This window comes from Nostoc sp. DedQUE04, assembly GCF_034530995.1.
Lineage (GTDB): Bacteria > Cyanobacteriota > Cyanobacteriia > Cyanobacteriales > Nostocaceae > Nostoc.
In genome coordinates this window covers 19,452-40,508 of record NZ_JAVRCA010000012.1, presented here as the reverse complement: position 1 = coordinate 40,508, position 21,057 = coordinate 19,452, and the positions used below count along the sequence as shown (strand labels likewise).

The 21,057-nt window shown below is 39.3% G+C and carries 23 protein-coding genes; 10 read left to right on the top strand and 13 right to left on the bottom strand.

The genetic code is table 11. The annotated features are described in order from the left end of the window. Positions 1-9: 9 nt before the first annotated feature. From hxsB to RM049_RS10900, 4 genes are all read left to right on the top strand, one after another. Complete coding sequence (gene hxsB / locus RM049_RS10915) at positions 10-1,485, top strand: His-Xaa-Ser system radical SAM maturase HxsB (RefSeq protein ID WP_322704183.1); 1,476 nt, start codon at positions 10-12, stop codon at positions 1,483-1,485. 2 nt (positions 1,486-1,487) lie between these two features. Continuing rightward, positions 1,488-2,657, top strand: a complete 1,170-nt coding sequence (gene hxsC, locus RM049_RS10910; RefSeq protein ID WP_322704182.1) for a His-Xaa-Ser system radical SAM maturase HxsC — start codon at positions 1,488-1,490, stop codon at positions 2,655-2,657. A 7-nt stretch (positions 2,658-2,664) separates the two neighbouring features. Further along, complete coding sequence (locus RM049_RS10905; protein WP_322704181.1) at positions 2,665-2,862, top strand: hypothetical protein; 198 nt, start codon at positions 2,665-2,667, stop codon at positions 2,860-2,862. A gap of 81 nt (positions 2,863-2,943) precedes the next feature. Then, complete coding sequence (locus RM049_RS10900) at positions 2,944-3,516, top strand: thermonuclease family protein (RefSeq protein WP_322704180.1); 573 nt, start codon at positions 2,944-2,946, stop codon at positions 3,514-3,516. A gap of 134 nt (positions 3,517-3,650) precedes the next feature. Here RM049_RS10900 and RM049_RS10895 read toward each other — a convergent pair whose 3' ends face one another. Beyond that, positions 3,651-4,610, bottom strand: a complete 960-nt coding sequence (locus RM049_RS10895) for a S1/P1 nuclease (RefSeq protein WP_322704179.1) — start codon at positions 4,608-4,610, stop codon at positions 3,651-3,653. Positions 4,611-4,739: 129 nt separating this feature from the next. Next, the gene (locus RM049_RS10890) at positions 4,740-5,216 is read right to left on the bottom strand and encodes a hypothetical protein (RefSeq protein WP_322704178.1); all 477 of its coding nucleotides are present in this window, start codon (positions 5,214-5,216) and stop codon (positions 4,740-4,742) included. A 597-nt stretch (positions 5,217-5,813) separates the two neighbouring features. On the opposite strand from RM049_RS10890, the gene RM049_RS10885 reads away from it, so the two are divergent. Continuing rightward, the gene (locus RM049_RS10885) at positions 5,814-6,344 is read left to right on the top strand and encodes a GOLPH3/VPS74 family protein (RefSeq protein ID WP_322704177.1); all 531 of its coding nucleotides are present in this window, start codon (positions 5,814-5,816) and stop codon (positions 6,342-6,344) included. A gap of 12 nt (positions 6,345-6,356) precedes the next feature. Beyond that, positions 6,357-6,494, top strand: coding sequence for a hypothetical protein (locus RM049_RS10880; protein ID WP_322704176.1), 138 nt, complete (start codon positions 6,357-6,359; stop codon positions 6,492-6,494). A 156-nt stretch (positions 6,495-6,650) separates the two neighbouring features. Here RM049_RS10880 and RM049_RS10875 read toward each other — a convergent pair whose 3' ends face one another. Then, entirely contained in the window at positions 6,651-7,160 is a 510-nt protein-coding gene (locus tag RM049_RS10875; protein ID WP_322704175.1) for a DUF393 domain-containing protein, read from the bottom strand. Positions 7,161-7,397: 237 nt separating this feature from the next. Between RM049_RS10875 and RM049_RS10870 the strand changes: the two genes are divergently transcribed. From RM049_RS10870 to RM049_RS10860, 3 genes are all read left to right on the top strand, one after another. Further along, complete coding sequence (locus RM049_RS10870) at positions 7,398-7,586, top strand: hypothetical protein (protein ID WP_322704174.1); 189 nt, start codon at positions 7,398-7,400, stop codon at positions 7,584-7,586. Between the two features lie 320 nt (positions 7,587-7,906). Beyond that, a complete protein-coding gene (locus RM049_RS10865) occupies positions 7,907-8,461 on the top strand; it encodes a GNAT family N-acetyltransferase (protein ID WP_322704173.1) in 555 nt (184 codons plus the stop codon). Between the two features lie 58 nt (positions 8,462-8,519). After that, entirely contained in the window at positions 8,520-8,930 is a 411-nt protein-coding gene (locus tag RM049_RS10860; protein WP_322704172.1) for a hypothetical protein, read from the top strand. Positions 8,931-9,181: 251 nt separating this feature from the next. Here the strand turns inward: RM049_RS10860 and RM049_RS10855 are convergent, their stop codons facing one another. Together RM049_RS10855 and RM049_RS10850 are read right to left on the bottom strand one after the other, a co-directional pair. After that, complete coding sequence (locus tag RM049_RS10855; RefSeq protein WP_322700457.1) at positions 9,182-9,802, bottom strand: class I SAM-dependent methyltransferase; 621 nt, start codon at positions 9,800-9,802, stop codon at positions 9,182-9,184. Between the two features lie 87 nt (positions 9,803-9,889). Then, on the bottom strand, positions 9,890-10,510 hold the full coding sequence (locus RM049_RS10850; protein ID WP_322704171.1) for a DNA-3-methyladenine glycosylase: 621 nt from the start codon (positions 10,508-10,510) through the stop codon (positions 9,890-9,892). A gap of 323 nt (positions 10,511-10,833) precedes the next feature. Here RM049_RS10850 and RM049_RS10845 point away from each other — a divergent pair, with 323 nt between their 5' ends. After that, on the top strand, positions 10,834-11,772 hold the full coding sequence (locus tag RM049_RS10845; RefSeq protein ID WP_322704170.1) for a HEAT repeat domain-containing protein: 939 nt from the start codon (positions 10,834-10,836) through the stop codon (positions 11,770-11,772). Between the two features lie 161 nt (positions 11,773-11,933). On the opposite strand, the gene RM049_RS10840 is transcribed toward RM049_RS10845, so the two are convergent. The 8 genes from RM049_RS10840 to RM049_RS10805 form a co-directional block, all read right to left on the bottom strand. Then, a complete protein-coding gene (locus RM049_RS10840) occupies positions 11,934-13,652 on the bottom strand; it encodes an ankyrin repeat domain-containing protein (protein ID WP_322704169.1) in 1,719 nt (572 codons plus the stop codon). 375 nt (positions 13,653-14,027) lie between these two features. After that, entirely contained in the window at positions 14,028-14,864 is an 837-nt protein-coding gene (locus RM049_RS10835) for an SWIM zinc finger family protein (RefSeq protein ID WP_322704168.1), read from the bottom strand. A gap of 5 nt (positions 14,865-14,869) precedes the next feature. Continuing rightward, complete coding sequence (locus RM049_RS10830) at positions 14,870-18,079, bottom strand: DEAD/DEAH box helicase (RefSeq protein ID WP_322704167.1); 3,210 nt, start codon at positions 18,077-18,079, stop codon at positions 14,870-14,872. Between the two features lie 159 nt (positions 18,080-18,238). Then, positions 18,239-18,529, bottom strand: coding sequence for a hypothetical protein (locus RM049_RS10825; RefSeq protein ID WP_104900811.1), 291 nt, complete (start codon positions 18,527-18,529; stop codon positions 18,239-18,241). 5 nt (positions 18,530-18,534) lie between these two features. Then, on the bottom strand, positions 18,535-19,494 hold the full coding sequence (locus tag RM049_RS10820) for a ParM/StbA family protein (RefSeq protein WP_322704166.1): 960 nt from the start codon (positions 19,492-19,494) through the stop codon (positions 18,535-18,537). 633 nt (positions 19,495-20,127) lie between these two features. After that, positions 20,128-20,598, bottom strand: coding sequence for a hypothetical protein (locus RM049_RS10815; RefSeq protein WP_322704165.1), 471 nt, complete (start codon positions 20,596-20,598; stop codon positions 20,128-20,130). 90 nt (positions 20,599-20,688) lie between these two features. Next, a complete protein-coding gene (locus tag RM049_RS10810) occupies positions 20,689-20,910 on the bottom strand; it encodes a hypothetical protein (RefSeq protein WP_322704164.1) in 222 nt (73 codons plus the stop codon). Further along, the gene (locus RM049_RS10805) at positions 20,895-21,038 is read right to left on the bottom strand and encodes a hypothetical protein (protein ID WP_322704163.1); all 144 of its coding nucleotides are present in this window, start codon (positions 21,036-21,038) and stop codon (positions 20,895-20,897) included. Before RM049_RS10805 ends, RM049_RS10810 begins: the two co-directional genes overlap by 16 nt. Positions 21,039-21,057 lie beyond the last annotated feature (19 nt).

Genomic DNA, 21,057 nt, shown 5'->3' with positions numbered 1-21,057 from the left:
AAATATAAAATGGGAGTACCCGTTTCGCAACGCTTTAACCCTCTAGATTTTTACAATCAGAGCTTAGTATTAGGGTATCAACTCTTACCATTTCGCTTCATTAGGCTTGATGCCAAGCGATATGTGCTAACCAATGAAGTCGGAGAATATATTGTCTTGTCCCAAGACCTATTACAAGACTTTGTACATAAACGACTAGTTCCCAACTCAATTGTTTATAATCAGCTTAAATCGAAACATTTTCTTTTGGATGCTGATTCATCAGTTGCCTTGGATTTACTTGCGTTAAAATACCGCACCAAAAGTATGCAGATAGCTAACTTTACTAGTCTGCATATGTTTGTTGTAACCCTGCGCTGCGATCACTCCTGTCCTTATTGTCAGGTTTCCCGTCAAAGCTATGATAAAACTACTTATGATATGTCTGCTGCTTATGCCCAGAAAGCATTAGAGTTTACGTTTCAAAGTCCAGCACCAAACATTAAGATTGAGTTTCAGGGTGGTGAGCCTCTACTCAACTTTGATTTGATCAAAGAGATTGTTTTGGCAGCAGAATTAAAAAACTTAACTCCTCAAAAGAATTTGCAATTTGTCATTGCTACTAATTTGTCACAGATCAGTGATGAAATCTTACAATTTTGCCTGGAACACAATATATTAATTTCTACTTCTCTTGATGGTTCAGAAGACTTGCACAATGCTAACCGTCCCCGTTCAGGAAAGAATAGTTACCAATTAGCTATTGAGGGGATTCAACGAGTACGGTCAGTTTTGGGTGTAGATAAAGTTGGCGCACTTATGACTACAACTAAAGCCAGCTTGCCCAGAGTAACAGAGATTATTGATGAGTACATCCGCCAGAATTTTCACAACATATTTCTACGTCCTTTAAGTCCTTATGGCTTTGCGGTCAAGACCAAAACTTATGAAGCTTACAACAGTTTAGAGTGGCTAGAATTTTATAAAAAAGGACTTGATTATATTCTACAAGTCAACAAACAGGGATACGAATTAGTTGAGGATTATACTAGTATTCTTCTTAACAAAATGCTGACACCTTTTGGGACTTCCTATGTCGATTTACAATCTCCTGCTGGGATCGGCATTAGTGCCATCATTTTTAATTATGATGGGGAGGTTTATGCTTCTGATGAGTCTAGAATGCTAGCAGAGATGGGAGATAAAAGATTTAGGTTAGGTAATTTACAGACTGACACCTATGAGCAAATGATGCTTTCAGATGCACTTCTCGACCCACTGGAAGAATCATTGTGTGAAAGTACACCTATGTGTCAAGACTGTGGTTTTCAACCTTACTGCGGGAGTGATCCGGTTTATCACTACGCTACACAGGGTGATTATGTTGGACATAAAGCTTTTAGTGGTTTTTGCAAGAAAAATATGGGGATTTTACGGCACATTATTACTTTGCTAGAAGATGAGCCAGAAGCCAAAGAAATACTACTTAGTTGGGTAAGGATTTGAGTATGCTGAAACTTTACTCTCGTAAAATTGAACATCTTAGTAGATGGACATCTGAAATTGTTATCGGTCGTTTAACTGATAATATTAACCTTCCATTTCCTTTAAGGTCTGAGGCCATCCTTTTGGTGAAGCAACCACTATGTGATGGATTACCTACAGGCTTCAGAGCTTACTTGTTACTTGACAATACTGAATATGATACTAGCCAGATTAACAATTGTTTTCGCCTAAATGAAGAACTTCATTACTTGAATGCTGAAGATGTAGTTCGCTTTGACCCAAAACAGCCTGCTCTAAGTGTTATTTACCGCCGTCATTCAAATTCTAACTCTTTGTTGGTAACAGAGCGTTGTAATAACTATTGCCTGATGTGTTCTCAGCCTCCTAAAGATATAGACGATGGATACTTAGTCAAGGATCTGTTAACTGCTATTCCTTTAATAAGTAGAGAAACCAAGGAAATGGGTATTACAGGAGGTGAACCCACTCTTCTTGGCGAGGATCTATTGACTCTGATAAGGACATTAAAGAACTATTTGCCAGAAACTTCTGTACATATTCTTTCCAACGGTAGAAAGTTTGCCTCAGAACAACTAGCTTGTCAAGTTGCTCAAATCAAGCACTCTGATTTGATGATTGGAATACCATTATATTCAGATATTTCTAATATTCATGACTATGTTGTTCAGGCTGATGGAGCTTTCGATGAAACAATTCGAGGAATTCTTAATTTAAAACGTTATAAACAAAAAGTAGAAATTAGAGTTGTTATTCACAAACAAACTTATTCCCGTTTGCCAGAGTTGGCTAGATTTATTGCACGTAATCTTTTGTTTGTTGATCATGTCGCTTTTATGGGTTTAGAGATGATGGGCTTTACGCGCTATAACATTGATGATTTATGGATTGACCCTACTGAATATCAACCAGAGTTAGTAGAAGCGGTTGAAGTTTTGGCACACAACAAAATGGTTATTTCAGTTTACAATCATCAGCTATGCTTACTTGATCCACGTCTTTATCCTTACAATCGCAAGAGCATCTCTGACTGGAAAAACGAATATATGCCAGAATGTAAGGGTTGTCTTGAGGAAGACCACTGCGGCGGTTTCTTTAGTTCTGCAATATTTAAATATAGTGACAACATTACACCTTTTCTTATTAAACAATAAATAAGCGATGCTAGAAAAATTCCCTAATAACCAATCTCCTAATATCCCTGAACCCTTACTCAAAAACACTAATTTAATAGATGAAGCTTTTGGTCAAGGCATTATTACTGTTAATGAATATCGCTTACTTCTAGGTTTGCCTATATTTGTTGGAGGAGATGTGACCTTAACAAAGAAAAGTTTAGTAGAACAATGGAAATTTTAGATTTAATTTTGAGTGTGAAAACAAAGTCAAGAGAACTGGGCAAACTGACTTATAGAACCATCACAGCGGAAATAGTTATCAATGTGGAAAAAAATCCTAAATAGCCCAGCTTTCTTGCTTGCTTGTGTCACTGTTTTCATTGCTACTGTTCTACTTTCCCCCAAAACTAAATCGCTTATAGAAGCTGCGGCAAATTTCACGTCACCCCATGCAATGCCGCAGTCGCAAGAATGGACAATTGCGAGTGTTGCCGATGGGGACACAATTACAGTTAAACGTGACGGGGAAACTAAAAAAATCCGGTTCTGTGGGATTGATGCAATCGAGAAGCAACAAAAGCTGGGGCCACAAGCCAAGTCTTACCTGCAATCTCTTATTGACAAAGGAGATGGCGCTGTTATGGTTATTCCCATCGAACAAGATAAGTATGGGAGAACGGTTGCTGAAGTATTTGTCAAGCCGCGGCCCGGAACGCCTGGATACCGAAGCGAAGAAGAGATATTTTTAAACGGTGAAATGGTCAGGGCTGGATTTGCCCGACATATCCCCAATAGTGACAACTGCCCAAATGAGCTAGTGATAGAACAGTCACAGCAAATGGCGATCGCAAATCGCACTGGGGTGTGGAATGACTACAACGTAGTACCCCCTTAGAATTGGCAACCAACGCACTCTGGAAGTTTTGGCATAGTACCAGTGTACTGCTTTGAAGCAAGCGATCGCTCTAGTAAAATCAAAAACCACCCATATCATGTAGGTGGAGAACAAAATAGATTGTATATCTTTTATCACTGTCCAAACACTTGATTAAGCACATCAGCTAGTCGGTAACCTGCCAAACTCATTTGGCGTTGAGCAATAGGTTTAGCTGTAGCAGCATAATTCGGTGGTAAGGCTTTTCCATCATTCTTATCAGTGCTGCCAGAAAGTTTTCCATTGATATATGCTTGTTGTTTTGCGATTTTAAAACTCTCCAACTTTGCCCAGTTATTAAATTTCGTTTCTCTTAATTCGGGTAATCTATTACGTTGATAGGATGCTCTCAGGCGAGTAGCAGTGTTACGAACTGTCTGAAACCTTTCACTTCCCAAAATTAGATCGTCCCATAATTTATGCAAACTAATCGTTTGACTATCAGGTTTAACCCTGATGTAAAAACGTGTTCCGCCTCGATCGCCTTCTGGCTGTGGGTACTGATTAGTTACTAGTTTAGTAGTGTGCAATGGTTGATGCACATCTCCTGTTAAATGGAACAGCCAACATATTGCAACTGCTTTTTCACTATTGCTGGCATTGCTTTGAACAATATCGAAATTCTTTTGAAAAGCGTACAGAATATTTTCTTCACCTGGAATTTCACGAGGGATTGAGTTTGAAGAACTGCTTGGTTGGTAAGGAAAGTTAATGTAATGCCAAGTTGGGTGATTAAATGCGGGATTATCACGAGCTTCATCCGGCCATTTTGCCGCCCACATGAATAAGTATAGATTTTTATCTTTAGCAGAAATATTAGATTGCTGGAGAGAATTCCACTGTTGTTCAAATTTAGAGTATTCAGGATGCTCTGTTAAAATCGCCGCAATTTTCTCAATTACTTGTGGATGATTCTGCTGAAGTTCACTGTAAGCGATCGCTCCTGATACCATGTGACCTGCCTTATTCCAAGCATAAGCTGGATGCTGCCAAATGAGAATTGCTGATAAGATTGCAAAAGCAGAAACTTTAATCGAAGAATGTAGCTTTAGCATAGAACTCTTAATTAGAAATACATCTGTTAGGTGTAGTGCTTTGAGTATAACTTTGAGAGTGGGCGTGACAATGGCGTTGGCTTAATCAATTCACAGCCATTGTCGCCTATTTTCTTTGTTAGCGAAAGTTCAGCGAATAGCCAGTTCAAACGTATATTTGGGACTAGTCAGCCGATAAGGTTGTGCAACAATCACTTTGTAATCACCTGTAGATGTGGCAGTGAAGCGATCGTCTTGTGGGTCTACAATTGCCTCACCACTCGGTGGGACGAAGGTGAAACCGGAAAGCCCTTGCTCGTCGTTGTTACCATCAGCACGTTGGCCATTCCAAGTTACCAATGCAATAATTGTTTGCCCTTTACGCGCATGAAAAACATAAGTATCTTTTTTTCCAAAGCGTACTGAACTTTTGATAACAGTAGATGAACTGCCCGGTGCAAACTTGACGCGATAGATAGGGTCTTTCTTAGGCTGGGCGGTAAGTAAGACCCTATTAGTATTGGGTGTGTTTGCAAATACTGGAATTTGATAGAGTATATATCCAGATAGTAAACTAGCAGCCCCTACTGTCCAGGTAGTCAAATGCTTGTGAAAAAAACTCAACATAGTCTATTATTGAGAAATATTTGTGCTTTGTATTAGCTCTTTGTTGTTGTAATAATTATTACAATATCAGTGTTGTGGATTTCGCAAAGAGAGCGAAACTTTATTTGTAATTATTTTGCTAACTAGCTATTGACTGCTTGACTAAAAAACTAGTTTCAGCCCTTACCAGTACCGCAAGAAGTAGAGGCATACATCCGGGAACATGAGAATCATATAGCGATCGCTCCTCTCAAACGTAATGTCCCGTTAACAGATGCAGATTTAGCGTCAATGAATTTGATAACGCTCCTGTGAACGATCCGCGGCTTTGCACAGAATTCAATTTCTTATTCTGGCTCCTGATTCCTGAATTTTGTTTGATAATTACATTCCATATATACAATTCAATGTCAATTTCTAAGAGTAACTAAAGTTTGTAGCACTAACTTGGAGATGGGAGCTACCAAAAGTTTCAGTGATGAGGATTAAGCATTGATTTCCAACTTTTGGACGAGATAACTGTTTAAATCCTTATGCCATATTGGTAAATGACTACTTGAGTCTAGTAATTCTGTTGAACAAAGCCATCTTGAAATATAGATAGAGTAGAGATTAATCATGCAATATCTTGCACAAGATTTAATGCTCCTTGCACTCAATCCTCAAACTGGAAAAATTCACTTTGCTGCATCATCTGCTCTACGCTACAGTTTAATAGGTACAGTGCTATTGGATTTAGTACTGCAAGGCAAACTCACGATAGATAACAATCATCTGATGGTAGCGAATGCTAGTACAACAGGCGATGAATTTTTGGATCAATGTCTTAATGAAGTTGTGGCGGCTCCTCGGAGTCGAACCGTGAAGTTCTGGATTAGCCATTGGAGCCGAAAATATTCAAGTTTTCCAAAGGTGGTGTTGCATTCCTTAGTTGATCTGGGTGTTTTGGTGCAACAAGAACATACCGTACTCTGGCTTTTTCCTGTTCAGCGGTACTTTCTAACCGATGAATCAATCCAACGCGCGATTGTTAATCAAGTGCGTGCAGCTGTCTTAGAAAATATCCGACTGGATTCCCGCACAGCTGTGCTAATCAGCTTGATGAAAACCTGTCATCTCACCAATACCGTCTTTACATCCGAAGAATAGCGAGAGGCGCGATTGCGGATTCAAGCGATCGCGAATGGTGAATTAGTGGGTAAGGCTGTCTCACAAATCATCGCCACTGCTCAAACGGCAATGATCGCTGCAATCAGCACTTCGGCAGCCTCTACTTCAAGTTCCTCTAGCAACCAATAGAGGGAAAAAGATTAGCCAGATCGAAATGCAAGCTTTTGCCAAATTTTCGATTTGGTGGTTTACAATCAACTGATTGTAATGGGTGAACGAAAAAAAGTGTGGGGAAGAGAAAATGGTTTCAGTTTTAGTAAGATATCGCTTATTGTGAAACTAGGCTTAGTTATCTCCATCCATTAAACGACAACGGCTTTGGGTCTTGCAAGCAAGTCGAGAAGAACGCTCTCGTACAATAGTCGCTAAATCTGGTCGTCCTGTTAAGAAAAGTCGCCAATCAGCCCAAATCCCATATAGGAAGTTGGCAATAGTACCGATAACTGGTAAGGAAGTTGCAGCATAGACCCAACCCATCCCTAGAATTTCGTAAATGCGACGGAAAACCTCAACATCTTTAACTAGCGTTCCGTCTGGCAACACAGCATGAATACGCCCCATTGCAGTTTCATAGTTAACACCGCCATGTGCTTGGGGGTTGTAGTCATCAGTTGCAATATCTACAAACGCCACCAGCCCTCGACCCGCGTCCCGCTTCTTCAAAAAGTTAACCTCACGCAGACACAAGGGACATTGACCGTCATACAGCAGTTTGATTTTCCACGACGGCAGAGTGGATAAAGGCTGGTCTTGAGAGTTGTTATAATCGTAGGATTGGATTTGTGGTGAGGACATTTCGGGATCTTAACTAAGTTTATTTCCTTACATCAAGCGTAACGCCTCTCTTCATTAATAAATAATGCCTAATATGAATTACAAACGTCTCTTCGTCTTGTATATTTTTGAAAATTGCTACTGGAACGATCATCAGTTGGTTATGGGCAGTCGCGATTAGCAAGAGTTAGTTTCTGTTTTGCTTCATTGGCCAGTGGTTATCCTGGGGTTTTACCCTGTTTCAGTTCCGGGGCATCGATGCCACAAAGCTCGACTGACATTTGGCTGCCATCAGGAAAGACGAACTGTGATGCTGTCCCCATCTGCTACTTGGGTAGCGATCCATTCTTCGGTAAGCGCGATGGATGGCTGCTTAGTTCTTTGGAAAATCGAGATAGCGCTGATGGTAGCTCCAGCGATGCCTGCGGCGGTAAACTACGCAGTTAAGATTATGGTAGTTCTCCACAATGGCTTCATGTTGCTACATCTGTTGTTGCAGTATAAGAAATTACAATTCTTTTCCGCACTGAACATTTCTTAGGGATTTTTTTCAAGTTATGTAAACAGAGTTCAATATTGGTTTTTCCTAAGCTTAAAGCGATGCGTAGCTTGCCGCCGTAGGCATCGGTGTTATTCACCGAGTATAGGTAATTGGAGTTATGTATGATCTAGTAGAAAATTTGGTTTTAAGATTGGTTTTGCATATCCTTTTGGTAGAAAAGCTGTTACTGCGGGAAAAATGAAAGCAAGACTATATTTTTAATACAATGAAGATATTTAGTTCTTGTGAAATTTCGAGCACAAGCTATAGTTTTACTTATCTCTTTGGGGAGTTTGCAGTTCAAGGAACAGTTTCTGATTTCTTTGAAATATGTAAGCTTTTTGAATCTGCTGCTGATTACTATAGAACTAAGGGAATTAAACAATGGAATCAAGGCTATGATCTAGAGAAAATATATTATAATATCATTCAAAAAGAGACTTTTATTATTAAAAGTGAAAATGGTGTTTTACTATGCACTTTTGCTATTTCTGAAAAACTACCCGACTATTATCCTGAATATCTAAAGACAGAAACAAATATTTGGATTGTTAAAAGCTTATGTACAAAATTACAAGAATTAACTTTTCTAGGGAAGAAGGTTATAAAAAAAATAATTCAAGCTGCTATTGATAATCATATTTCTAAAATATATTTAGATTGTGTTATTGATAATCCTAGCCTAGAGAAGTATTATAAAAGATTTGGATTTGAGCGTATAGTAATAGTTAAGCATCCAAAATATTGCCAGGATATGGTAGTTATGATGTTAGGTGTTTAAAACAAATATTGTATCAGTCTTGAAGTTTAAGACTAATTATTTTTTTAAAAAACTAAGTATGAGTTCAATCACCGAAACAGTTACGATTAATGTTGAAACTGATGACAATGACCAGTATGTTTGTCAATTATCGTCTTCTGTTGACCAGCCCACAGATGAAATTCGTTGCTCTGAGCAAACCAGAGAACACGCTATAGCCATTGCATTGGAGCAGTTAGCCAGTAAATATCGTCAGATTGCCGAAGAGAGCCAAAGCCAAAATAAAGATTGGCTTGCAGTAGAGCGTTCTGAGTCAGGAGAAGTAATACAAAAGCATTATCATGTGATTTTACATTATGAACGGATTGGGATAGCAGAGTCTAAATTTGAAGCAATGCAGGACACACTGCTGGGAAATACCGTAGTTGAAAATGCCAAAGTTACCTTGATTGAGATTGATACAAACTTACCAGTCTCGCCCTTAACTTAATGATGTACTAGATAATTCCAATGAATCGGCAAGTAGGGGAAAACAGTAATGCAAAGTATTAAATTGCGTTCTCACGTAGGGTCTGATGTGATCTTACATATCGATTCTCTCTCTTATTGGCGAAAGCCCTGCTGATGTGGGTTATTGGAGTGCAGTGTTGATGGAAAATCTGGCACGAAGTCACAGAAATAATAGAATTGCATTAATGGCTTTCATAACTAATTATTAGATATTGCCTAACTGTTAAAAATTTACAATGCTTTCTTAGTTGCACATCCAAAGTAGAGATGAGCTATCAAATCTGAAAAATTTTCAGGTGTGAACTGCTTTAGCTCTACATGGTCAAAATGCTGTTCTATCAATTTTTGAATATCTCGATTCAGGTGACATCCATCGGCTACGACTTTTTGAATTGGTGTCAAGCGATGCTGCCAAACCTGTACGCTAGGCTTATCACTCAACCCATGTTCCACGAAAAAGAACCTACCACCCGGTTTTAGTACTCGATAAACCTCTTGGAGTGCTTGCTGTACATTTGCAATACTGCACAAAGTCCAAGTGCTGACTACACTATCAAATGTATTGTCTGACATCGGGAGATTTTCACTTGATAGCAGGAGTTGTTCAACTGTAATGCCAGAGTCACTGATGCGCTTTCTTGCCAAAGCATTCATTCCAGGATTCACGTCAACTGTAGTGATTTTGCGAATTCCACAAGGATAGTAAGGCAAATTTAATCCAGTTCCAAAACCAATTTCCAGAACTTCTCCTGTTACATCAGCTAACAATTCCTGACGATATTTAGCTAAGTTTGGAACTGACAAACTCCAGTCGAGAAGACGTGGAAAGATAACTCGCGAGTACAACCCCATAATTCTTAACCCTTGACAATTTAATTTTATGCTTAGTAGGGACGTTGAGCGAGGAAATCTGTGGAACAGTGGATTATTGTTGCTATTTTAGTTATTTTTTATCTCTAAACCTTGCCACAGATACCAACAGGCAATAGAACGATAGGGTTTCCACATTTGTCCTAAATCTTCTACAGTCTTTTTATTAGGAAGCTCTGCTAAATTATAAACTCTACGAATCCCTGCACGAATACCTAAGTCATCAACAGGTAGAATATCAAGCCGATGTAAACGAAACATAAGCAGCATCTGCACCGTCCAACGCCCAACGCCTTTTATTGGCGTTAAAGCTTCGATAATTGATTCATCTTCCATTGCCTGCAATTGATTTAGTGTAGGCAATCCATCTAGAACTTTTTGGGCAAGGTCTTTCAAATACAAAACTTTGGGTCGTGAAATACCTGCTTTTCGCAAAACGTCATCTGGGGTGTTGAGGATATCTAAAGCTGTTGGGAAAGGGCTATGAGGATAAAGTTGCAAAAATTTGCTATGAATGCTCCCAGCAGCCTTGCCGGAAATTTGCTGGTAAAGAATTGACCGAGATAGGGAAAAGAGCAAGTCTCCAGTTTGTTGTACTTGATAGAGTTTGCAATCTCCAATAATTTCTATTAGCCTTGCCAAGATAGGATCTGAATACTTGAGAGTTGTAATCGCAATTGAATAATCCATTAGTTTATCAGCTAAGACCTAAGCATTTGCCCTCTCATTGAATCATCCATTCACAAGGACATTAAAACAATTTGCAATTATGTGAAAGTAACGGGGATTTAGCTTAAGCATCAAAACGAGCTGCTTGATAGAAGCAGGGAAGTTAAACCCTCAAACTTTGTTAAAAAATGAAATGGTTAATGGTATTATAGTACAAGCGAACTATCAAGAGCTTTGTGGTTATTTAGGGCAGTAATATTTATTAATAATTCGTAGTTAAAAAGTGAGGAATGCGCTTTGGCAAATTCTAATTCAAAACAGAGCGCCTAGTTGTAGGATGGTATATGCCAAAATCACAAAAGCTAGAAGAAACTTTATCTATTCTTGCCCGAATTCGACGGCATCCGACAAGTGAAGAAGGGATCATAATTTTACGTCAAGGCCTTAAGAGTAAATATTCTATAGCTGTTGCTCAAGCAGCCAAGATAGTCGGCGAATCCACTATTACTGAGTTAGTTGGTGATCTTGTAGAAGCTTTTGCTCGAATGATGGTCAAACCCGCACAAGTAGACCAAAATTGTCTTGCCAAGAAAGAGATAGCACAAACACTGTATCACTTAGAATACAGCGATGAAAACCTTTTTCTGCAAGGGATTCGACATGTTCAGATGGAGCCAGTATGGGGAGGAGCTGAAGATACTGCTGCCCATCTTCGGGGTATATGTGCTTTAGGTCTGGTGAGAATGAACTACTCAGACGTAATGAACGAATTAGCTGATCTACTAGCTGACCCCAAGCCAGAAGCAAGAGTTGCTGCTGCAAAGGCGATCGCCTACACAGGAAATCCCCAAGGTGTACCTTTACTTCGTTTAAAAACCCGCATCGGCGATCGAGCACCAGAGGTGATTTCGGAGTGCTTCAGTGCTTTGTTACAACTAGCTCCGGCTGATTCATTTGCAATAGTTGCTGGTTTTCTTTTTGACCCAAAGGAGCAAATTTGTGAGTTAGCAGCATTGACGTTGGGTGAATCACGATTAGAGAAAGCATTCGATCTTCTCAGAAATTGCTGGGGGCAAACAAGGAACGTAGAACTTCGCCGCACATTGTTACTAGCAATTGGGATGCTGCGACAAGATAAAGCAATAGATTTCCTGATTTCACTAGTGGCTCAAGGAAAAGACATTGATGCAAAAGATGCGATTGCAGCGTTAGCTATTTATCGAGAAGACCGTGAACTGTGGCAGCGAGTTAATCGAGCTAGTGAACAAAGAGCTAATCAATAGGGACTTTAAAAGCGTTAAGGATGTAGGAAAGTGTGAAAGCCTTAGATAATAGCAAACACCTAGCCAACATCTGGAAGGTTTGAGGCAATGATAATTCCTTCTCTGGAAATCTTTATATCACCAAATTAAATGAATTCCAGTAGTCAGAGATAGATTTATATTTAAATAGTAGCGCGACTCCAAGTTAAGTTAACTAAATCTAAAACGTAATCATCCGAGTTCTCTATATAATCTTCTGATTTTTCATTACCCATTACACATAATTTACCACCAGTAATATAAATTTTATTTTGTTCTTTGTAGTAAGCTTTGTGATGACTAATCCATCCTGGTTTATTACCAGTTGTTGATAATTTTTCTATTTTAAATGTATGCCAATCTAATCTATAAACTGGAATTTTATTATAAATTCTTGCATCGGTATATCCTAAATTACCAATAATATATATATATTTTCCAACTAATGTAGCCGAATGAAAATCAGTTGGCGGAAAAATATTTTTGGGATAACCGAAAATCTGAAAATTCCCATCACCTTGATAAACTACAACATCGTTATAGATACAAAAATCCGGGTCATAGTAGTCTTCATGTTCACCAGCAATTTCGACAATTCTGCCATCTGGTAATTGTGTAATTGTTCTACCAAATCGCTCATAGCACCATGCTTTTTCTTGCCAATTCTCTCTATCGTTAAAAAGATTTTTGGCTGTATAAGCAGAACAACCTTCACAAATCATCGCCTGCCAAAAAGGGATTTTCATCAATTCTGGATTGGCTTTACCAAAGCGCGGATGTTTGCCAGCAAAATATTGCTCCGGCGATAATTGTGATAGTGAAAATTTGCTGTTGGCAATTCCAGTGAGCGATCGCCGCATATCATCGTTAATATTGCTCACATCTTCGCCAGCTGCAATTAACATTCTAACAATTTCCTTGTTTGTAGCTATCTTGATGGCTTTGTCATCGCAATTATTGATTCTGCTAGGGTTTGCGCCAGCTTCTAGTAAAATTTTGACGCAATCAGTAGCACCATGCTCTGCTGCGATTATTAACGCAGTGTTACTAAAGTCATCAGTGGCTTCAATATCAAATCCCTCTGCAATTAGCCACTGTAGGACTTCGAGCCTATTATTTTCTATTGCATACATTAAGGCTGTTTTTCCGCAGTTTCCCACATCGTTGTGATTTGCTCTTGCAGCTAGGAGTAATTTGGCTTTAGGTAGTTCACCCACCTGAATACTCAATAACCAAGGGGTTCTATGCCAACAATCACGCACATCTCGATCTGCTCCTTGCTCTAGCAATAACAATACTAACTCTAAGCTCCCAAAAACTATAGCGTGCATTAATTCTGTCCATCCCAGTTGCTCTGGGTTAGCACCCGCGTTCAATAATAATTTGACAGCATCAAATCTCCCAAGATGAGCAGCTACTTTGATTGCAGACTCACCATAGCTACTGATGCCATTGACAGCAGCACCTCTAGAAATGAGTAAATTCAAAGTTGATATTAAGTTTTGATCTTGCAAGATATCTCGACCATACATAGCATTGATTAAGACATCATATCCATCTGGGCTTTGATAGTTAATATCTGCTCCAGCATCCAGAATCAATTGGATTTTATCTAGATTTCCTGACTGCACAGCCAACCCAAGTACGGTATTTTGAGATTCTTGTTGAACAGCATTCACATTCGCGCCATGTTCCAAGAGGAAGCGAATCATATCAATACCTGCATTAGGGCTACTAACCGCACACATTAATGGTGTTTGCTGAGAATACTCGTCTAGGCGCTCAATATCAACCCCATTGGCTATTTTACGTGCGACTCCTGCAATATCTCCCTGCTGTGCATAAATATGAATTTTTTGCATAATTTTTCTGAGTTAACTGGTCAACAAGAAAGTTGCGGATCTGAATCCCCGACTTTCAGAAGGCAGAGGGCAGGAGGCAGAAGGCAGAAGGAACCCACTCTTAAAAGGGTGGGATTGAAACAAGGACGCTTTATACCTTGTTGCACTCTCCACTCGGTATAATTATTTCTTTTAAAGTGGGCTTTATACCCACAACTAAAGTTTTTGTTAATACTTCTTTCCTTCTGCCCCCTGCCTTCGTACTTCTGCCTTTCTTTGTAAGCGAAGCGGAAAGCGAGTCTACGTACTCTGTAAGAGTTGCAAGCTACGCTTTTAGCGTTTCGTAGAGAGCGTCTTAATTCAGAATAGCTGAATTCTTCTTCAACAGCCCTGAAATCAGAACTGATGATTTTTGGTTTTGACTCGCTGATACAGTTCTTCCATTGTTTCAATAAAGGAAGCATCATTGTGCCAGAAATCAGGAAAATCTCCTTGTTTCTTAATCAAAATTGCACAGATACTACTTGGAGCCGCCACTTCAATAGTTTGTGGTAATCGCTTGGTACCTAACCAAAATTCTCTGGCATTTGGCATTTGATTAAGAGATTGCTTTTCTAACTTAGTGTACAGCGAATTAGAAAGTTCTAAAGGAATTTCCTTAGTATTCAATTCTGACAATAGAGCTTTTCCCAAAGGAGAATCAGCTAGTTTGGCTTGAAGTTCTGCTTTCGATAATCCCCGTAATTCAAATAACAACCAGGGATTATTATCTAATTGAGAAGCCACTAAATAGTAAACTCCAGCAATGTGCTTACAGGGATTAGCATAATCTGGGCAAGAGCATTTAGTTTTGAAATCCTTACTACTATGGGGCAATAAATGTAGTCCCAAATGAGAGAAAGTATCTTCAATATTTTCCGGGACTTCATTTAGAAGCAATCGAGAAATAATACTGGCTTTAGAAGAAAGCTTTTGGATAGCTTCATGACAACGGGTTTTAGCAATAGGTGTAATCTGAATCTCTATATTATAAGTTGGTTCTTTGTAGACTCCAAAATAGGGATTAACCGAGCCTCTGACTTTGGCAGTAATTTTATTTAAGTCAATCTCAAAGCTTTTGACTTTACCACCGCTAGCGTAAGAACGTCCTCTTTTGAGTCGGTTATCATCTGTAAAAGCTTCTAGTGCTTGAATAAAGCGATCTCCCCACCAAGTTCGACTAAATTTAGCCATAATATCTACTCCAAAATTGCACTCTTGTTCAATGAAATCAACCGCTTAAAGGCTTCATTATCTAATTCGGTGAGCCAAGATTCATCGCTACCAACAACAGCATTAGAAAGTTTTTTCTTATCTTCAATCATTTGGTCAATTCTCTCTTCTAGAGTTCCAATAGCAACAAATTTATGCACAAAGACATTCTTTTTTTGACCAATACGGAAAGCACGATCAGTTGCTTGGTCTTCAACTGCTGGGTTCCACCAACGATCAAAGTGAAAAACATGGTTGGCTTTCGTGAGGGTGATACCTACGCCCCCTGCCTTCAAGGAAAGGATAAAAACCGATGGTTCTGTATTTGGGTCTTGAAATTCGGTAATCATTTGTTCCCGGCGTGGGCGACTAGTGCCACCATGCAAATAGTAAGTATTGCAATGCAGACTATGTTTGAGATGTTTTTCAATCTTTTCACCCACTTCCGTAAATTGGCTAAAAATGAGTAAACTTTCTCCTTCATCAACTGCCTCCTCAACCATCTCCGCTAACCGACTGAGTTTGTGCGAACGCAGTGGTGAAAATTCGCTCCCATCTTGCAGAAATTGGGCTGGGTGATTACAAATCTGTTTCAATTTCATCAGGGTTGAAAGAATCAATCCTTTGCGTTGAATTCCCTCTGCTGATTGCAATTCTTTTTCTACATCTAGTACCACCACTTCATAAAGCGACGCTTGCTCTTTGGTCAGGTTGGTGTAGAGTTTTTGTTCCACTTTATCTGGCAAGTCATTAATAATAGATTGGTCAGTTTTTAACCTTCGCAGAATTAGAGGTTCTACCAGTTTTTTCAAGGTAACAGATTTCACACGGTCATTGTCTTTTTGAATCGGAATCTCGAAGATTTTCCGAAACTGGGCTTCTTTACCCAAGTAACCAGGATTGAGAAAGTTAAAAATTGACCACAAATCCAGTAAGCGGTTTTCTACAGGAGTTCCTGTTAACGCCAGCCGATGTTTAGCTCTTAATTTTAAAATAGCTTTAGTTTGGGCAGCTTTCGGATTTTTAATATTTTGTGCCTCATCCAGTACTAAACGTTGCCACTCGATGCCGCTCAATAACTTTTCATCTTTGCGGACTAGGGTAAAGGAGCTAATTATCACATCGTTTTGTTCACAAGCAGCTTTGAAATCAGCTAGATTTTGCAGCCTAGTGCTACCATGATGCACCAGAGTTTTTAAATGAGGTGCAAATTTGGCAATTTCCTTCTGCCAGTTGCCGACAACAGAAGTCGGGGCAATTAATAATGTTGGTAATGGAGATAAGTCAGTAATTTTTTCCCCTACTTTCAGCGCTTCATGTAACTTCTTCTCTTGCACTAATCGGGCAATCACCTGCACGGATTTACCTAAACCCATATCGTCTGCTAAACAGCCATTTAATCCCAAGTTTTCTAGATATTGTAGCCAGGAAACACCACGCTTTTGATATTCTCGGAGCGTGCCTTGCAGATTATCAAGTTCAGAAATTGGCTCTAGGCGACTTTTATCTTGTAGCTTTGCTATCATCTCTGACAAAGCTTCGTCATGTTCAATTTCCCATTCTGACCCCAATTCAGCACTGCGTTGTAGAAACTCCAGTAACGTCATCTGGGGTTGTTCGTTACCGTGGGACTGCCAAAATTCGAGTAACTGCTGCATTTTATCCCGGTCTAATTCCATCCATTGACCGCGAAAATGCACTAGGGGAGTTTTAGCATTAATCAGTTGTTCCCATTCAATAGGTGTGACAGTTTGCTCCCCAATCGCTAACTCATACTGATACTCCACCAGTGAGTCTAAGCCGAAATAGCTTTTTGTTTCCCCTTTCGTTGCAGCAAGTTTGCTACCCGATGCTTTGAGGCGAATTTTGGCGCGACGACGACCAGTAGGAGTATACCAAGCAGGTACAATTACTTTGAATCCTGAGTCTTCCAGTACCCAAGCACTTTCAGTAAGGAAGTCAAATGCTTCATCTAAGGTAATTTGCATTGCGATTGGACTCGCTGTTTCCAACCCAAGCCATAGTTTGGGATACATCCTGGCTGCATACCCCAGATTCAGGAGTAAATTTGTTTCAAAATCTTTCCCAAAATCTTTATGTACAGCAGCTTTGGAAAATTGATTCATTGTCCAGTAGTCTGCTAATGCTAACTTCAAAGAAGGGTCTTGTTTACTGGCTACTAGAAATTGAATTTGCCAATTGTCTATTTGTTCATTATCAGGAGAATGTAACTGGAAGCACAGATGAAAAGGTGAATCAGATTGAGTACGAGTAATTTTGGTTTTCCATACTAACCATTGCTGATATTCCTCAAGGGCAGTATTTGTTGTGAGTGGGTTATGCTGACGAGGATAAAAGCAAGATTCAATTAGAGAATCAGCAATTTGTTTGTCAAAAGCGGCTGTAGATGGGGTGTGAGTCACTAAATCATCAAGTACATATTCGGAAAAATGACGCAATAGTGTTTCTCGATCAAAAAACTCAATAGGATAGCTAACTGTTGCTTTACCTGCCACACATATTAGTGGCATATAGTCAATATATTTCAGAATATTTGCTTCATATTGTTCCGAAATAATTTCCCAGGTGGCATAGATTTCAAATGCTACTTTATCAATCTTGCTTTTGCCTTTTTTCTTCGGATTTTCCGATGATAACTGTCGATATTTTAGGGCGGGAATAAATTGGTCTTTGAGGATTACTTGTTTAAAACTTTGAGTGTAATGATACCAAAATAATAAATCTGAACCAATTTGAAATTTCTCGGCATTATATATTGCTAAAAAATGGATATCTTGAAGTAGTTTGATAATATTAAGTGCTGTGACATTTTTGGTAGATACTACTGTTTCATAACAATCTACCTGCCAATATTGGAATTCTTCATAGCTATCAGTCAACTCAATTTCTAAATACTTGGTTAATTCTGGTGAAGGTAGGGGCTGATTATTGGTCGTTGGTAAGGCAAAGTATTTAGGAGATATGCGTTGGACAAATTGAGTATTGTCTTCTTTAATTCCCAATTCCTGTACTAAAAAGGCGATTAATTCGGATTTAACCAAATGTCCAGGATGAATTTGTTGAGTATTGGTGTGACTTTTTTGGGATAATTGAGTTTCTACCCACAAGTAAAAAGACCCTGACTGAATAAAGTCAGTTTCCTCGTTTGGTATCCAGGTGCCATGAAGTATTCTCATAGTTATAATGCCTCTGGATTGTTAGAAAATTCACGCGCCTTAGAATTACTTTAGCAAACAGAGGTGCTAGAATTATCTTCTTTATGCAAAAGAAAGCGATGACGCTATCGTGCGATCGCTTGACTTACACACTATAGAGGCAGCAGTCCTATACTTCCCTTACAACTCAAAATCAAGAGTGAAGGTTTGGTCATCAGAATCCTCTTGGTTTTCGATAATAGATGGCTCTTGAGTCCTTGAAGAGAGTTTGTTATCTTCAGTATTAATCGGGGTGAAAGCTACTTGTTGTGTGGGAAATGCACCCTTTCTGAAAGCAAAATAACAATCAATGATAAAGTAAAGCGTCTCTAGGTAACTTTTACCTAGTTGCTGTGATTCGGCAAATATCCGTTCTCGGTAGCTATCTTTGATCCGAACTTTTTCTGGGGTTAAGTCAAGTTTGTCTGCCATTGCGATTACTTAATAGATGTAGATGCTGGATTCTTACTGCTGATGGTCTTTGCCATCTCTAAAAGCCCAAAGACATTGGCTTCTACTGGATTGTCCAGGATTTTGAACCCATTCTTTTCTAACAATTTTTTAAATCCTGGTAACAGACAGCCTCCACCAATCGCCCAGATTTCATCCCCTTGGTGCTTGGCATCAAGTGTTAGATTCACCATTTTCTTCAAGTATTTTTCATACCAATCTTTTAAACAAGCGGTGTATATATCTTTGATATCGATGTCACGGCTGTATCGGGTATGCCCCATTTCCAAACAAAATCGGATTTTTGATGGGTCTCCGATTTTTCCACCATTCAAATGTTTCATTTTTTGGGAGATATCATCGATGAGAACTTCTACACCGATAGGGTAGGCAGTGTGAACTTCTCGCTGACCCCGGTTGTAACGAGAATACAGGGTCGTCCCATTGCCAAAGTCTAAAATGGTTAATTTTTTGGGTAGTGGATGCCCAAACAATGCACCCATACCCTCTAGCACAACTTTGATGACTTCTACTTTTACATCTGATTGTTTGCCAGCAAGTAAAGGCTTATATTCTCCATTGAGTACTTTTTGAAGTTCTTCAGCCAGACCAATATCATGTAAACTGACGACTAATTTTAAGTGCCAAGCCTTACGGTGTGGCAGATGTGCCAATGCACCCAATAAAGTCAATAATGCGTTGTTGACTTTGTTTTCATTGTTATCAGTGTTTCGGTCAAAATAATTTCCTGTACGGAAAGCTGATTCTCCGACTGTGTAAGCACTACCGTTAAAAACTACACGCCCTGGTACATCTTCCATCTCGGCATTTGTTATATAGCTGGGCACGCGAACTACTTCAAAGCCATCGACTAAAAGTTTGAGACTTCCGTAACCGTTATCGAAACCCGCCGGAAAAATTTTTTGTAAGGTGTGAATGTTTGACATAAATACAAAGGTAATACACTTTGATGCGTGAAAATTATCTGTTGAAGTGATCTGCAAGAGCAAGAGAAAGAAGAATAAAATAACTTCACCCTTTTTTTCTCTAGACTCAAGAGCTTATCATAACCCCTTGGGGGCTAAGTGGGGTACAAAATCTTAGCTAGTTAAATGTACCCCATTTAGCACCTATATATACCCTATATAGGAGTCAAAATGTCACTAAAGTCTTGAACTATTGTTGGGGTATATATAGCCCCCATATAGCCCCCAACAGGATTTTTTGAAATTTTTTTTATCAACGTAGCAGAAATTAAATTAGATCGTTGACTGTTTTTTTTATTCTTTTTATTAACAAATTACTTCCCCGCAAGATGTAGCCCTAGCACTTATTCAATTGGAATTTACTAGGAAAAATTGGTTGCTTTCCGAGGGGATTGTAAAACTTGAGATTGTCGAGAGGGCTTGCAAGTTCAATACTGGCAGTTGAAAAGCAATTCAGTCTAAACATCTCCAGAAATTAAATATGCGTTACCCAGAACCCTTGTAGAGACGTACTAATGCTACGTCAAAACAATTCTTTTTCAGAGATGTCTTCTTGATCTTTAACTTCTTGCTGACTACGTAACGAGTGGGTTACTACTTGCTTACAGGTTCAGCTTTTTCTACTGAATTATCATTCACACCCAAAGTCAATTCCAAAGGAGTTTTTTGGGGGTAAGCTTTTACTACTTGCCGATAAACATCATAATTAGTAGGTAGTGTCTGCTGAGAATTACCCACTCCATAAGTCAGCTTGTACTTTACATCTTTCACTAATTCAGGTTTTCCTATCTCTTCTTGAGGTCTTTTACGTTGTTCAACTTCATCAACACTTGGTCGTGGCGGTAAAGTAGGCCACCATAAGCCTCGGTCATCTGGGCCAACAACTGCTCCTGGCGGTTTCAATCCATTCCGATTCAACACTGAAGTATTCGCAAAGATTTCAATACGTGGCTGTGGTTGATTTGTTAGGTTATTCGCATACTTGACTTGCCAGGAGTAACTGGTGAGTGCTGTAGCTTCATACTGTTCAGCAGTAGTAGTGCTGCAACTAGTTAACAGTGCCATTAGTGCAGTTATTGAGGGTAAAATTTTCAGCTTTTGCATTATCAATGATGAATATCTTTCAATAATCACTCTTGCTCTTGGTGTATGCCATCATTGCTGCTGCCAAGGAGAAGGAATCGCTGTCGTCGAAAGCATTTCCCTTGCTTGCAGCCTAATCGCTGTTTGCTCACAGTTAGGGCATTTTACCTTTGTGAAAATTACTGAAGGTCGTCCTTTGTACTCGCCCATTACGGGTTCTCCGGTGTACTCGCTGATTATCCCCTGCTGGCAATGATAGCACTCGAATATCACACGCCCTACTCCGAGTTGCAATCCAGGAATTGCATGTGCTGACAGGGTTCTGGTGGTAATTCTGGTTCTTCGTTCCGGTCTTGGAAGGGTATATAAGGTTTGGTTGCTGGTGGTGAATCTATTTTTTTCTTGTTGCGCTTGCCAGTCACCTGCGGCTTAACTTTTGGC

Bases quoted from the DNA above. Each gene is read 5' to 3' on its own strand.
- hxsB (WP_322704183.1), top strand. From the start codon at position 10: ATGGGAGTACCCGTTTCGCAACGCTTTAACCCTCTAGATTTTTACAAT.
- hxsC (WP_322704182.1), top strand. From the start codon at position 1,488: ATGCTGAAACTTTACTCTCGTAAAATTGAACATCTTAGTAGATGGACA.
- RM049_RS10905 (WP_322704181.1), top strand. From the start codon at position 2,665: ATGCTAGAAAAATTCCCTAATAACCAATCTCCTAATATCCCTGAACCC.
- RM049_RS10900 (WP_322704180.1), top strand. From the start codon at position 2,944: ATGTGGAAAAAAATCCTAAATAGCCCAGCTTTCTTGCTTGCTTGTGTC.
- RM049_RS10895 (WP_322704179.1), bottom strand. From the start codon at position 4,610: ATGCTAAAGCTACATTCTTCGATTAAAGTTTCTGCTTTTGCAATCTTA.
- RM049_RS10890 (WP_322704178.1), bottom strand. From the start codon at position 5,216: ATGTTGAGTTTTTTTCACAAGCATTTGACTACCTGGACAGTAGGGGCT.
- RM049_RS10885 (WP_322704177.1), top strand. From the start codon at position 5,814: ATGCAATATCTTGCACAAGATTTAATGCTCCTTGCACTCAATCCTCAA.
- RM049_RS10875 (WP_322704175.1), bottom strand. From the start codon at position 7,160: ATGTCCTCACCACAAATCCAATCCTACGATTATAACAACTCTCAAGAC.
- RM049_RS10870 (WP_322704174.1), top strand. From the start codon at position 7,398: ATGCCACAAAGCTCGACTGACATTTGGCTGCCATCAGGAAAGACGAAC.
- RM049_RS10865 (WP_322704173.1), top strand. From the start codon at position 7,907: ATGAAGATATTTAGTTCTTGTGAAATTTCGAGCACAAGCTATAGTTTT.
- RM049_RS10860 (WP_322704172.1), top strand. From the start codon at position 8,520: ATGAGTTCAATCACCGAAACAGTTACGATTAATGTTGAAACTGATGAC.
- RM049_RS10855 (WP_322700457.1), bottom strand. From the start codon at position 9,802: ATGGGGTTGTACTCGCGAGTTATCTTTCCACGTCTTCTCGACTGGAGT.
- RM049_RS10850 (WP_322704171.1), bottom strand. From the start codon at position 10,510: ATGGATTATTCAATTGCGATTACAACTCTCAAGTATTCAGATCCTATC.
- RM049_RS10845 (WP_322704170.1), top strand. From the start codon at position 10,834: ATGCCAAAATCACAAAAGCTAGAAGAAACTTTATCTATTCTTGCCCGA.
- RM049_RS10840 (WP_322704169.1), bottom strand. From the start codon at position 13,652: ATGCAAAAAATTCATATTTATGCACAGCAGGGAGATATTGCAGGAGTC.
- RM049_RS10835 (WP_322704168.1), bottom strand. From the start codon at position 14,864: ATGGCTAAATTTAGTCGAACTTGGTGGGGAGATCGCTTTATTCAAGCA.
- RM049_RS10830 (WP_322704167.1), bottom strand. From the start codon at position 18,079: ATGAGAATACTTCATGGCACCTGGATACCAAACGAGGAAACTGACTTT.
- RM049_RS10825 (WP_104900811.1), bottom strand. From the start codon at position 18,529: ATGGCAGACAAACTTGACTTAACCCCAGAAAAAGTTCGGATCAAAGAT.
- RM049_RS10820 (WP_322704166.1), bottom strand. From the start codon at position 19,494: ATGTCAAACATTCACACCTTACAAAAAATTTTTCCGGCGGGTTTCGAT.
- RM049_RS10815 (WP_322704165.1), bottom strand. From the start codon at position 20,598: ATGGCACTGTTAACTAGTTGCAGCACTACTACTGCTGAACAGTATGAA.